The following is a 14,922-nucleotide window of genomic DNA, read 5'->3' on the forward strand; positions in this document are numbered from 1 at the left end:
TTGTGCGACCATGGACCGGCGCACCTACTCGAGCATGATGCCGCAGATCTCTTTCATGATTTCGGGCAAGTCCATGTCGGGGTGTCTTGCGGCTACAGTCCGTTCGATGATGTTACCCCGCACGAATTCGGCCCACTGCGGGCGTAATGGTTTGCTTGGTTTCCCGTCGTGAGTTGTATCGGCACGGACGATGAGCACATCCCCGACGTATAGGGGAGACTTGTACTCCAGTTGTAACTCCGTGTTGTTGAGAAGTATGTCGAATAGCCTTTCGTGAGAGACCGGGAATTCCGGAGAACTGACAATATCTCCGTACCTGGCTTCCAATGCCGAACGAATATCGTTCCGAAGTTCGGCCTCGTCATCGAATGCTTGCCTGCTTTGCTCGTTGTTGGAAGGAGCACTCGGTGCACTGTCCAACACGACAAGTTGGCTGACCGAACGGCCCCGCCGGTGAAGTTCGAATGCCATGGCCTGGGCGATCACACCCCCGAATGACCACCCGAGCAGTTCGACGGGGCCACGGGGCGCCAGGGCAACTACTTCGTCGACGTAGTCGTGGACCATTTCTGGTATTGAGTGTGCTAGCGGTGTAATCCCGTCGAGGCCCCTGGCCTGGAGACCGTAGATTGGTTGGTCGGGAAGAAGTTGCGCGAAAGGCAGATAGCACCAGCACATTCCAGCACCGGGATGGATGCAGAACAGGGGAGGCCTGGAACCAGAGGGGCTGATGGTGAGCACGGGCTCGAGGGGGTTTGCTAATTCAGTCGTGAAGTCTTGGTGTAGTTGGGGGGCGAGTTCGGCAGTGGTGGGGGCGTCGAACAGGACCCGGATGGGTAGTTCGGTGCCGAGTTCGGTGCGGATGCGGCTGATCAGGCGGGTCGCGAGGAGGGAGTGGCCGCCCAGATCGAAGAAGGAGTCGTCGATCCCGACCCGGGGAACACCGAGAATCTCGGAGTAGAGCTCGGCCAGGACGGTTTCGTCTCGGGTGCGGGGGGCACGGTAGTGCCCGGTGGTGTAGTCGGGGGCGGGCAGGGCTTTACGGTCGAGTTTGCCGTTCGCGGTCACCGGGAGTGAATCCAGGATCACGATCGCGGCGGGCACCATGTATTCGGGCAGCCGTTCGGCCAGGTATGCCCGTAGTTGGGTGGTGCGGTGGGTGGCGGCGGGGTCGTTGACGTACCGGGAGAGCGGCCCGACCTCGTCGGCGGGTTGGTACACGTCGGTCAGCGGGGTGCGCTGTGTGGTGGGGGTGTGTTGTGTGGTGGGGGTGTGGAAGATCGCGTCGAGGTGTCCGGGGGTGTTGGAGTAGGTGACGGCGGTGGTGTAGCCGGTTTCGTCGCCGATCCGGTGCAGGTCCTCGGTGGTCATGGCCTTGCCGGAACGGCTGTCGGGGTCGTCCCCGACATCGGTGGGGAGGTCGGTGAGGGGGGTGTCGGGGTGGGTGTGGACGGCGGCGTGGTGGGCGGCGGTTTCGTCGATGACCCCGGCGTGGGGTATCCCGGTGACCCGCAGGGCGTCCGGTCGCTGTTGGTCGAGCAGGTTTCGGAGTGCGGTGGTGTCGGGCAGGTCGTGCCAGGCGCGGGTGGGGACGGTGGCTGCGGATCGGGCCTCGGTGGGTGTGGTGTGGAGGGTGACGTCGTAGCGGTGGCGGGTCATTTCGGTGTCGGGGTGCCCGCGCTCGAGTTGGATGTCGACGGCGCCGATGTCGGTGTTGTCCCTGCCGAGCGCGAGGAAGAATTCCGGGGCCAGCAGCAGTTCCTGTTCGGTGGCGATGTCGCGTCGGATCTGGTCGAGGAGGTCGCCGGCGGTGGTGTCGGGGTGGGGGTTGGTGAGGTGGATGCCGGTGACGAACGCCGGCAGGGTGGTCAGGTTGCGGATGTCGCCGATGAACAGTGTCCCGCCGGGGGTCAGCAGGTGTAGTGCTTTGTCGATGACGTCGAGTAGGTAGGCGGCGTTCGGGAAGTATTGGATGACCGAGTTGAGGATGATGGTGTCGAAGTGTGCGGTGGGTAGTCCGTCGGTGTCGTCGGCGGGTTGGGTGCGCAGGTGGACCCGGTCGGTCCAGGGGGCGTGGTGTTTGGTGAGCCGGGTGCGGAGTGTGTCGATGGTGGTGGCGGAAAAGTCTGTGGCCCAGTAGGAGTGGCAGTCGGGGGCGAGGTGGGTCAGGAGTAGTCCGGTGCCGACACCGATCTCGAGGATCCGGGTGGGGGACAGTTGTCGGATCCGGGCCACCGTGCCCGCACGCCATTGCCGCATCTGTTCGATCGGGACGGGTGCGCCGGTGTAGCTGCTGGTCCAGCCACGGAAGTCTTCCCAGAAACCGGTCTCGTCGGGGGGTGCGGCGTCACCGGTGTAGAGGTTGTCGTAGACGTGTTGCCATGTGGTGATCTGTTCGGTTTCCTGGGTCCGGTCGTGGGTCAGGGGGGTTTCGGGGTCGAGGACGACGTATCCGATCAACTGTTTGTCGTCGGTGGTGGATTCGCTGGTGGTGGCGGGTTCGCTGGTGGGGGCGGGGCGGGTGATGACGGTGGCTTGGGTGACGGTGGGGTGGGAGGTGAGGGCGGCTTCGATCTCGCCGGGTTCGATGCGGAATCCGCGGATCTTGACCTGGTCGTCGGTGCGTCCGAGGAAGTCGAGGATCCCGTCCGTGCTCCAGCGCACGAGGTCTCCGGTGCGGTACATGCGCCCACCGTCGGTGGTGTCGGTGGCGTAGGGGTTGGCGACGAACCTTCCCGCGGTCAGTGTGGGTTGGTGGTGGTAGCCGCGGGCGACTTGGTCTCCGGCGACGTACAGTTCGCCGGGGACTCCGGCCGGGACCGGGCGCAAACCGGTATCGAGGACGTAGACCTGGATGTTGGTGATCGGGGTGCCGATCGGCGCACTCGTTCCCGGCGGGAGGTCGCTGGTGCCCATGAGGTCACTGGTGGACAGGGAGTGGGTCGTGGCAATGACCGTAGTTTCGGTGGGGCCGTAGGCGTTGGCCAGCGTGGTGTGTGGGTGTTGTTGGGTGAAGTGTGCGGCTGTGTCGGTTCGTAGTGCCTCGCCGCCGGTGGCGATGTGGGTGACGTGGGTGCAGATTCGGTCGGTGATGCCGTCGGTGTCCTCGGTGAGGACCTCGAGCAGGGTGGGGGTGAGGAAGAGGGTGTCGACCTGTTGGTGGGTGACCAGGTCGGCGAGGGTGCGGGGGTCGAGGGGATTGGCTGCGGCAGTCACCAGCGTTGTGCCGGTCAATAGTGGGGGCCAGATCTCGAGGACGGAGGCATCGAATCCGATTGAGGAGTGCAGCAGTAGCCGGTTTCCGGGTCCTTCCGGCCAGCCGCGTACTGCCAGGGTCGTCAGGTTGTGGTGGGGGACGGCGACGCCTTTGGGGGTGCCGGTGGATCCGGAGGTGTAGATCAGGTAGGCCAGGTGCTGCGGGTGCAGGGGGGTGGTGCGGTCGGTGTCGCCGGGGTTGTGGGTGGGCTGGTGGTGCAGGTTGGTGGTGTCCGTGTGAAAGTGTGGGATTTCGTTGGGGGGCAGGGTGGTTGCGGTGGTGGTGTCGGTGATCAGTAGGTGGGGGTGGGCGTCGGTGAGGATGTGCCCGGTGCGGTTGCTGGGGTAGTTCGGGTCGAGGGGGAGGTAGGCGGCACCGGATTTGAGGATCGCGAGCAGGATGGTGATCAGCTCGGGGGTGCGGGGCAGGGCGACGGCGATCACGGTGTCGGGGCCGGCGCCGGTGTGGATGAGGTGGTGGGCCCACCGGTTCGCCTCGGTATTCAGTTGCGCGTATGTCAGGTGTTGGTTGTCGCAGGCCACCGCGATCTGATCGGGGGTGGAGCGGACCTGGTGTTCGAACATGTCCGGGACGGTGGTGGCGGGGATCAGGGTGTGGGTGTGGGTGTGGTTCCAGGTTTCGAGGATGGTGTGGCGTTCATCTGGGTTGAGGATCTCGATGTCGGACAGGCGGGTGTGCGGGTCGGCTGCGATCGCGTCGAGGACGGTCAGGTAGCGGTGGGTGAGGGCGCGGACGGTGTGTGGGTCGAACAGGTCGGTGGCGTACTCGATCAGCGCGGGGATGTCCCGGTCGGGGGTGCCGGGGTCGATCAGGTGGACGGACAGGTCGAATTTTGCGGTGCCGGTGGGGGCGGGCAGCACGGTGGTGTGCAGGTCGGGCAGGTCGAGGTCGGGCAGGGGGTTGTTCTGCCAGGCGAAGGCGACCTGGAACAGCGGGTGGTGGGCGGTGGTGCGAGTGGGGTTGAGCAGTTCGACGAGCAGTTCGAAGGGGATGTCTTGGTGGGTGTAGGCCGCCAGGGCCTTGCCGCGGACCTGCTCGACGACGGCGTCGAGGGTGGGGTTGTGGGACAGGTCGACGCGCAGGACCCAGGTGTTGACGAAGAAGCCGATCAGGTCGGTCAGGGCGGTGTCGGTGCGGCCGGCGATCGGACCGCCGATGGTCAGGTCGTCGCCGGCGCCGAGCTTGTGTAGTAGCACGGCGAGGGCGGATTGGGTGAGCATCGACATGGTCACCCCGTGGGTGCGGGCGAGTTGGTCGAGGCGGTGGTGCAGGTTCGCGGGGATGGTGAAGTCGATCGTGTCGCCGCGGTAGCTGGCGGTTTTGGGGCGGGGCCGGTCGATCGGTAGGGGTGTCAGATCCGGTGCCCCGCCGAGTTCGTCGTGCCAGTACCGGTATTGGGTGGACAGGGTGCTGTCGGGATCGGTGGTCTCGCCGAGGAGTTGGTGTTGCCAGAGGGTGTAGTCGGCGTAGTGGACCGGCAACGGCACCCAGATCGGTTCCTCACCGTGCCAGCGCGCGGTGTAGGCGTGGGTCAGGTCCCGGATCAGGGGGGCCATCGACCACCCGTCGCCAGCGATGTGGTGGAGCACCAGTACCAGCAGGTGCTCGTCGGGCCGGCGCCGCAATATGGTTGCCCGAAGCGGGATCTCGGTGGACAGGTCGAACCGGTATCCGGCCGCAGCGGGCACCGCGTCGTCCAGTTGGTGCGTGTCGAGGTCGGTGACCTCGATCGGGGTGGTGGCGTGGTCGGGGGACAGGATGTGTTGGAAGGGTTGGCCTTCGGTTGCTCCGAAGAGGGTTCGCAGGCTTTCGTGGCGGGCGACGACATCGTCGATCGCGGCGGTCAGCGCATCGGTGTTCAGGGGCCCGGTCAATCGGAGGGCGAGGGGGATGTTGTAGGTCGCCGAGGGGCCCTCGTATTGGTGGAGGAACCACAGGCGCTGTTGGGCGTGGGACAACGGGATTCGGGTCGGTCGTGTCGTCGGTTCCAGTGGGGGGCGTACCGGTCGGGTGTTGTCGAGGCGGGCGCTGAGTTCGGCGATGGTGGGGGTGTCGAACAGGGTGCGGATGGGGAGTTCGGTGCCGAGGGTGGTGCGGATGCGGCTGATCAGGCGGGTTGCGAGGAGGGAGTGGCCGCCCAGATCGAAGAAGGAGTCGTCGATCCCGACCTGGGGGACACCGAGAATCTCGGAGTAGAGCTCGGTCAGGACGGTTTCGTCTCGGGTGCGGGGGGCGCGGTAGAGGTCGAGGCGGAAGTCGGGGTCGGGTAGTGCGGTGCGGTCGAGTTTGCCGTTCGCGGTCACCGGGAGTGCGTCCAGGATGACGATCGCGGCGGGGACCATGTACTCGGGCAACCGTCCAGCCGCATATCCGCGCAATCGGGCTGCGAGCTCGAACATCCCATCCCGGTCCTGGCGTTCGTCCTGGCGTTCGTCCTGGGTTTGGTCGTGGGCGAGGGGGGTGTCGGGGGCGAGGACGACGTATCCGATCAGTTGGTCTGCGGCAGTGTTGGATTCGTCGTCGGAGGCGGTACCGGCGGGGCGGGTGATGACGGCGGCGTGGGTGACGGTGGGGTGGGTGGTGAGGGTGGCTTCGATTTCGGCAGGTTCGATGCGGAATCCGCGGATCTTGACCTGGTCGTCGGTGCGGCCGAGGAAGTCGAGGACACCATCTGCGGTCCAGCGGACGAGGTCCCCGGTGCGGTACATGCGCCCGCCCACTGTGGTGCCGGTGGCGAAGGGGTTGGGCAGGAACCGCCCCGCGGTCAGGGCGGGTTGGTGGTGGTAGCCGCGGGCGACTTGGTCTCCGGCGACATAGAGTTCGCCGGGGACTCCGGCGGGGACCGGGCGTAGTCCGGTGTCGAGGACGTAGACCTGGATATTGGTGATCGGGGTGCCGATTGGCACGCTCGTTCCCGGTGGGAGGTCGCCGGTGGACGTGAGGTCAGCGCCGGACGGGGTGTGGGTGGTGGCAACCACGGTGATTTCGGTGGGGCCGTAGGCGTTGGTCAGTGTGGTGTGTGGGTGCTGTTGGGTGAAGTGTGCGGCTGTGTCGGTTCGCAGTGCCTCGCCGCCGGTGGTGATGCGGGTGAGGTGGGCGAAGATTTCGTTGGTGGTGCCGGCGGTGTCCTCGGTGAGGACCTCGAACAGGGTGGGGGTGAGGAAGAGGGTGTCGACCTGTTGGTGGGTGATTAGGTCGGCGAGGGTGCGGGGGTCGAGGGGGTTGGCTGCGGAGGTCACCAGTGTTGTGCCGGTCAGGAGTGGGGGCCAGATCTCGAGGACGGAGGCATCGAATCCGATTGAGGAGTGCAGCAGCAGCCGGGTTCCGGGGCCGTCGGGCCACCCGTGTAGTGCCAGGGTGGTGAGGTTGTGGTGGGGGACGGCGACACCTTTGGGGGTTCCGGTGGATCCGGAGGTGTAGATGAGGTAGGCGAGGTGGTTCGGGTGTAGGGGGGTGGTGCGGTCGGTGTCGGTGGGGTTGTGGGTGGGCTGGTTCTCGAGGTCGGCGGTGTCGGTGTGGAGGTGGGGGATCTCGTTGGGGGGCAGTGTTGGTGTGGTGGTGGTGTCGGTGATCAGGAGGTGGGGGTGGGCGTCTTCGAGGATGTGCCCGGTGCGGGTGCTGGGGTAGTTCGGGTCGATGGGGAGGTAGGCGGCCCCGGTCTTGAGGATCGCCAACAGCACGGTGATCAGGTCGGGGGTGCGGGGGAGGGCGACGGCGATGATGGTGTCGGGGCCGGCGCCGGTGTGGATGAGGTGGTGGGCCCACCGGTTGGCGTTCTCGTTGAGTTGGGTGTAGGTCAGGTGCTTGCCGTCGCACGTTACGGCGATCGTGTCCGGGGAAAGGCGCACCTGGTGTTCGAACAGCTCGGGCACCGTTCCGGCTGGTGTTGACACCTGAATGTGGGTGTGGTTCCAGTCGTGGAGGATCTGGTGGCGTTCGGTCTGGTCGAGGGTCTCGATGTCGGACAGCCGGGTGTGGGGGTCGGTGGCGATGGCGTCGAGGACGGTCAGGTAGCGGTGGGTGAGGGTGTCGATGGTGGTGCGGTCGAACAGGTCGGTGGCGTATTCGATCAGCGCGGGGATGTCCTGGTCGGGGTGACCGGGGTCGATCAGGTGGACGAGTAGGTCAAACCTGGCGGTGCCGGTGGGGGCGGGCAGCACGGTGGCGTGTAGATCGGGCAGGTCGATGTCAGGCAGGGGGTTGTTCTGCCAGGCGAAGGCGATCTGGAACAGCGGGTGGTGGGCGGTGGACCGGGTGGGGTTGAGCAGTTCGACGAGCAGTTCGAACGGGATGTCCTGGTGGGTGTAGGCGGCCAGGGCTTTGCCGCGGACCTGGTCGAGGATCTGGTCGAAGCGGGGGTGGTGGCCCAGGTCGACGCGCAGGACCCAGGTGTTGACGAAGAACCCGATCAGGTCGGTCAACGCGGTGTCGGTGCGGCCGGCGATCGGGCCGCCGATGCAGATATCGGTGCCGGCGCCGTGTTTGTGTAGCAGCACCGCGAGGGCGGATTGGGTGAGCATCGACATGGTCACCCCGTGGGTGCGGGCGAGTTGGTCGAGGCGGTGGTGCAGGTTCGCGGGGATGGTGAAGGTGGCGGTGGCGCCGCGGTAGCTGGCTGTTTTGGGGCGGGGCCGGTCGGTGGGCAGGGCTATCAGTTCCGGTGCCCCGGCCAGTTCGTGGTGCCAGTACCGGTATTGGGTGGAGATCAGGCTGTGCGGGTCGGCGGGGTCGCCGAGGAGGCGGTGTTGCCAGAGGGTGTAGTCGGCGTAGTGGACCGGCAGTGGCTCCCACACCGGTTCCTCACCGTGCCGGCGCGCGGTGTAGGCGTGGGTCAGGTCCCGGATCAGGGGGACCATCGACCAACCGTCGCCGGCGATGTGGTGAACCAGCAGCATCAGCACGTGCTCGCCGGGTCCGGATCGGAAAACGGTGGCCCGGATCGGGATCTCGTGGGCCAGGTCGAACCGGTACCCGGCGGCCTCGGCGACCGCCTCGGCCACCTGATTCGGGTCGAGGTCGGTGACCTCGATCGGGGTGGTGGCGTGGTCGGGGGACAGGATGTGTTGGAAGGGTTGGCCTTCGGTCGCTCCGAAGAGGGTGCGCAGGCTTTCGTGGCGGGCGATGACATCGGCGATCGCGGCGGTCAGCGCGTCGGTGTTCAGGGGTCCGTGCAACCGAAGGGCGAGGGGGATGTTGTAGGTCGCCGACGGGCCCTCGAATTGGTGCAGGAACCACAGGCGTTGCTGGGCGTGCGAGAGCGGGATCCGGGCCGGTCGTGTCGTCGGTTCCAGTGGGGGGCGTACCGGTCGGGTGTTGTCGAGGCGGGCGCTGAGTTCTGCGATGCTGGGGGCGTCGAACAAGACCCGGATGGGCAGTTCGACATCGAGTTCGGTGCGGATCCGGCTGATCAGTCGGGTGGCGAGGAGGGAGTGACCGCCCAAATCGAAGAAGGAGTCGTCGATCCCGACCTGGGGAACACCGAGGATCTCGGAGTAGAGCTCGGTGAGGACGGTCTCTTCCCGGCCACGGGGAGCACGGTACTGCCCGGTGGTGTAGTCGGGGGCGGGCAGGGCTTTACGGTCGAGCTTCCCGTTCGCGGTCACCGGGAGTGCGTCCAGGATGACGATCGCGGCGGGCACCATGTACTCGGGCAGCCGTTCAGCCACGTATGCCCGTAGTTGGGTAACGCGGCCGGTGGCGGCGGGGTCGTTGACGTACCGGGTGAGGGGTCCGACCTCGCCGGGCGGCTGGTACAGGTCGGTCAGCGGGGTGTGCTGTGTGGTGGGGGCGTGGAAGATCGCGTCGAGGTGTCCGGGGGTGGCGGCGTAGGTGACGGCGGTGTGGTAGCCGGTTTCGTTGCCGAGTCGGTGTAGGTCCTCGGTGGTGATGGCCGCGGCGGTGCGGTCCCCGACATTGTCGAGGAGGTCGGTGAGGCGGGTGTCGGGGTGGGTGTGGGTGGCGGCCTGGTGGGCGGCGATTTCGTCGATGACGCCGGCGTGGGGGATCCCGGTGATCCGCAGGGCGTCCGGTCGCTGTTGGTCGAGTAGAGATCGGAGTGCGTGGGAACCGCCGATGTCGTGCCAGGAGCGGGTGGGGACGGTGGCTGAGGATCGGGCCTCGGTGGGGGTCGTGTGAACGATGACGTCGTAGCGGTGCCGGGTCATTTCGGTGTCGGGGTGCCCGCGCTTGGTTTGGATGTTCACCGCGGTGATGTGGGGGTGGTGGTCGGTGAGTGCGAGGAAGAATTCCGGGGCCAGCAGTAGTTCTTGTTCGGTGGCGATGTCGCGTCGGATCTGGTCGAGCAGGTCCATGGCGGTGCCGGTTGTGTTCTGAGTGAGATGGATGCCGGTGACGAACGCTTCGAGGGTGGTGAGGTTGCGGATGTCGCCGATAAACAGTGCCCCGCCGGGGGTCAGCAAGCGCATCGCTTTCGTGATGACGTCGAGTAGGTAGGCGGCGTTCGGGAAGTACTGGATGACCGAGTTGAGGATGATGGTGTCGAAGTGTGCGGCCGGGAGGCCGTCGGTGTTGTCGGCGGGTTGGGTGCGCAGGTGGACTCGGTCGGTCCAGGGGGCGTGGTGTGCGGCCAGTTGGGTGCGGAGTGCGGTGATGGTGATGTCGGAGAAGTCGGTGGCCCAGTAGGAGTCGCAGTCGGGGGCGAGTTCGGTGAGTAGGAGTCCGGTGCCGACGCCGATTTCGAGGATCCGGGTAGGGGACAGTTCCCGGATGCGGTCGATGGTCGCCGAGCGCCACTGCCGCATCTGCTCGATCGGGATGGGCCTTCCGGTGTAGCTGCTGGTCCAGCCGCGGAAGTCGTCGGCGAACCCGGTGTCATCGCAATCATCACCGGATTCGTGGTCACCGGATTCGTCTCGGGTGTAGAGGTTTTCGTAGACGTGTTGCCATGTGGTGACTTGTTCGGTTTCCTGGGCCCGGTCGTGGGTCAGGGGGGTGTCGGGGTCGAGGACGACGTACCCGATCAGTTGGACTGCGGCAGAGGTGGACTCGTCGTAGGTGCCGGATTCGCGGGTGGGGGTCGGGCGGGTGATGACGGCGGCGTGGGTGATGGCGGGGTGGGTGGTGAGGGTGGTTTCGATCTCGCCGGGTTCGATGCGGAATCCGCGGATCTTGACCTGGTCGTCGGTGCGGCCGAGGAAGTCGAGGACACCGTCTGCGGTCCAGCGGACGAGGTCCCCGGTGCGGTACATGCGCCCACCGATGGCACGGTCGGCGGCAAAGGGGTTGGGCAGAAACCTTCCTGCGGTCAGTGTGGGTTGGTGGTGGTAGCCACGGGCGACTTGCTCTCCGGCGACATAGAGTTCGCCGGGTACTCCGGCCGGGACCGGGCGTAGCCCGGGGTCGAGGACGTAGACCTGGACGGTGGTGAGCGGGGTGCCGATCGGCACACTCGTTCCCGGTGGGAGGTCGCTGATGGGCAGGGGGTGGGCGGTGGCGTGGACGGTGGTTTCGGTGATGCCGTACATGTTGACCAGCATCGGTGCGGTGTGGTCGGGGCGGGTGTGCCACCGTTGGAGTGCGCTGGTCTCGAGGGTGTCGCCGCCGAAGACGATGTAGCGCAGGGGGAGTGGATCGGTGTCGTCGTCTGGGGCGGTTTCGGTGAGTTGGGTGAACGCGGCCGGGGTTTGACTCAGGACGGTAACCTGGTGTCTGCGGAGCAGGTCGAGGAACGCGGTGGGGGATCGGCTGGTGTCAGGGTCGACGACGACGAGGGTGGCCCCGTGCAGTAGGGCGCCCCATAGTTCCCAGACCGAGAAGTCGAAGGCCGGGGAGTGGAACATGGTCCACACGTCGGTGGGGTGGAAGTCGAACACGTTGTCGGTGCCGGTGAACAGGGCCACCAGGTTGTGGTGGGGGACGGCGACGGCTTTGGGGGTGCCGGTGGATCCGGAGGTGTAGATCAGGTAGGCCAGGTGCTGCGGGTGTAGGGGGGCTGCGCGGTCGGTGTCGGTGGGGTTGTGGGTGGGCTGGTTCTCGAGGTCGGCGGTGTCGGTGTGGATCTGCCGGATCCCGTTGTGCGGCAGGGTGGTTGTGGTGGTGGTATCGGTGATCAGCAGGTGGGGGCGGGCGTCGGTCAGGATGTGCCCGGTGCGGGCGCTGGGGTAGTTCGGGTCGATAGGGAGGTAGGCGGCACCGGTTTTGAGGATGGCCAACAACACGGTGATCAGGTCGGGGGTGCGGGGGAGGGCGACGGCGATGATGGTGTCGGGGCCGGCGCCGGTGTGGATGAGGTGGTGGGCCCACCGGTTCGCGGCGGTGTTCAGGTGCGCATACGTCAGATGTTGGTCATCGCAGACCACGGCGATCTGGTCGGGGGTGGACCGGACTTGGTATTCGAACATGTCCGGGACGGTGGCGGCGGGGACCGCGGTGTGGGTGTGGGTGTGGGTGTGGTTCCAAGTGTGGAGGATCTGGTGGCGTTCGGTCTCGTTGAGGATCTCGATGTCGGTCAGTCGGGTGTGGGGGTCTGTGGTGATGGTGTCGAGGACGGTCAGGTAGCGGTGTGCGAGGGCGCGGACGGTGGGTGGGTCGAACAGGTCGGTGGCGTATTCGATCAGCGCGGGGATGTCGCGGTCGGGGTCACCGGGGTCGACCAGGTTGATGAACAGGTCGAACCTGGCGGTGCCGGTGGGGGCGGGGAGTGCGGTGGCCTGTAGGTCGGGCAGGTCGAGATCGGGCAGGGTGTTGTTCTGCCAGGCCAGGCAGACCTGGAACAGGGGGTGGTAGGCGGTGCTGCGGGTGGGGTTGAGTAGTTCGACCAACAATTCGAAGGGGAGGTCTTGGTGGGTGTAGGCGGCCAACGCTTTGTCGCGGACTTGGTCGAGGATCTGGTCGAAGCGGGGGTGGTGGTCCAGGTCGACGCGGAGGACCCAGGTGTTGACGAAGAAGCCGATCAGGTCGGTCAGGGCGGTGTCGGTGCGGCCGGCGATCGGGCTGCCGATGGTGAGGTCGGTGCCGGCGCCGAGCTTGTGTAGTAGCACGGCGAGGGCGGACTGCGCCAGCATCGACATAGTGGCCCCGCGGCTTCGGGCGAAGGTATGCAAGCGGCGGTGCAGGTCGGCGGGGATGGTGAAGTCGATCGTGTCGCCGCGGTAGCTGGCCACCTTGGGTCGGGGTCGGTCGGTCGGTAGTGGTGTCAGATCTGGTGCCCCGTCGAGTTCGTGGTGCCAGTACCGGTATTGGGTGGACAGGGTGCTGTCGGGGTCGGTGGTCTCGCCGAGGAGGTGGTGTTGCCAGAGGGTGTAGTCGGCGTACTGGATCGGCAACGGTTCCCACACCGGTTCCTCACCGTGCCGGCGCGCGGTGTAGGCGTGGGTCAGGTCCCGGATCAGGGGGGCTAGTGACCACCCGTCGCCGGCGATGTGGTGGAGCACCAGTACCAGCAGGTGCTCGTCGGGTCGGCGCCGGAATATGGTTGCCCGTAGCGGGATTTCGGTGGACAGGTCGAACCGGTAGCGGGCGGCCTCGGCCACCGCGGCGGCTAACTCGTCTTCACCGACATCGGTGAGGTCGGTGAGGGGGATGTTGGTGGTGGCGTGGTCGGCGGGCAGGATGTGTTGGAACGGTTGTCCGTCGGTGGTGTCGAAGACGGTGCGCAGGGGTTCGTGGCGGGCGATGACATCGGCGATCGCGGCGGTCAGCGCATTGGTGTTCAGGGGTCCGGTCACCCGGAGGGCGAGGGGGATGTTGTAGGTCGCGGAGGGGCCCTCGTATTGGTGGAGGAACCACAGGCGTTGTTGGGCGTGGGACAACGGGATTCGGGCCGGTCGTTCCACGGGCAGCAGTGGGGGACGTACCGGTCGGGTGTTGTCGAGGCGGGTGCTGAGTTCGGCGATGGTGGGGGTGTCGAACAAGACCCGGATGGGGAGTTCGGTACCGAGTTCGGTGCGGATCCGGCTGATCAGGCGGGTCGCGAGGAGGGAGTGGCCGCCCAAATCGAAGAAGGAGTCGTCGATCCCGACCCGGGGAACACCGAGAATCTCGGAGTAGAGCTCGGCCAGGACGGTTTCGTCCCGGGTGCGGGGGGCACGGTAGTGCCCGGTGGCGTAGTCGGGGGCGGGTAGGGCTTTACGGTCGAGCTTCCCGTTCGCGGTCACCGGGAGTGCGTCCAGGATGACGATCGCGGCGGGGACCATGTACTCGGGCAGCCGGCCGGCCACATATCCCCGCAGCAGACGAACCAGGTCACGGTCTTCATCGTCGCGGGCTCCGTCCCGGTTGATGTCCTCCGGGTCGAGGGTCGGGGACGTCTCGGGGTCGAGGACGACGTACCCGATCAGTTGATCTGCGGCAGTGGTGGATTCGTAGTCGGTGGCGGGTTCGCCGGTGGGGGTGGGTCGAGTGATGACCGCGGCGTGGGTGACGGCCGGGTGTGAGGTGAGGGCGGCTTCGATTTCGCCGGGTTCGACCCGGAATCCGCGGATCTTGACCTGGTCGTCGGCGCGTGCGACGAAGTCGAGGACTCCGCCCGTGGTCCAGCGCATCAGGTCCCCGGTGCGGTACATGCGGGCACCGTCGACAGCGTCGCTGGCGAAGGGGTTGGCGACGAACCTTCCCGCAGTCAGAGCGGGGCGGTTGTGGTAGCCGCGGGCCACCTGCAATCCGGCTATGTACAACTCGCCGATCACCCCGGCCGGGACCGGGCGCAACCCGGCATCGAGGACGTACACCTGGACGTTGGCGATTGGTGCACCGATCGGCACCCCGGCCCCAGCAGTGTGCACGGTGTCACCGGTGGATACAAGGTCAGTTGTGGGTACGGTGTGGCTTGTGGCAATGACCGTGGTTTCGGTGGGTCCGTAGGCATTGATCACCCCAGCTCCGGGGATCAGGGAGCGGATCTTCCGGGCCAGCCACCCCGGCATCGCCTCACCGATACACAAGACGGTGTCAGGTTTCGGGGGCGTCGGGGCTTGCTCTAGGACTTCGGCGAGGACCGAGGGAACGGCACTGATTACTGCCCCGTCCATGCGGCGGCCGTCCTCGGCGAGGACCAGCAGATCCCGGACCAGTTCGATGCTGCCCCCGGTGCACAACGGGGTGAAGATCTCGAAGACCGACAGATCGAAACCTGCGGAGGCGCTGGCCAGAACTCTGGGAGAGTCCGTCAGGCCGAGGTGTGCGGGTTCGTGTACCAGGGTGGTGAGGCTGTGGTGGCTGACGGCAACACCTTTGGGGGCTCCGGTGGATCCGGAGGTGTAGATCAGGTAGGCCAGGTGCTGCGGGTGTAGGGGTGTGGTGCGGTCGGTGTTGGTGGGGTTGTGGGTGGGCTGGTTGTCGAGGTCGGCGGTGTCGGTGCGTATTTGCTTGACGCCGGTGGTCGGAAGGGTGGCGGCGGTGGGGGTGTCGGTGATCAGGAGGTGGGGGTCGGCGTCGTCGAGGATGTATCTGGTGCGGGTGCTGGGGTAGCGGGGGTCGATGGGGAGGTAGGCGGCCCCGGTCTTGAGGATGGCCAACAACACGGTGATCAGGCCTGGGGTGCGGGGGAGGGCGATGGCGATCACGGTGTCGGGGCCGGCGCCGGTGTGGATGAGGTGGTGAGCCCACCGGTTGGCGTTCTCGTTGAGTTGGGTGTAGGTCAGGTGCTTGCCGTCGCACGTTACGGCGATCGTGTCCGGGGACAGGCG

1 protein-coding gene is annotated in these 14,922 nt (G+C 66.5%); it reads right to left on the minus strand.

What is annotated here, in order from left to right; translation table 11 throughout:
* Positions 1 to 24: 24 nt before the first annotated feature.
* On the minus strand, positions 25 to 14,919 hold the full coding sequence (locus tag AB0I57_RS19570; RefSeq protein WP_358339078.1) for an amino acid adenylation domain-containing protein: 14,895 nt from the start codon (positions 14,917 to 14,919) through the stop codon (positions 25 to 27).
* Positions 14,920 to 14,922: the final 3 nt, after the last annotated feature.

This window comes from Rhodococcus sp. NPDC049939 (assembly GCF_040656415.1).
GTDB lineage: Bacteria > Actinomycetota > Actinomycetes > Mycobacteriales > Mycobacteriaceae > Rhodococcus_F.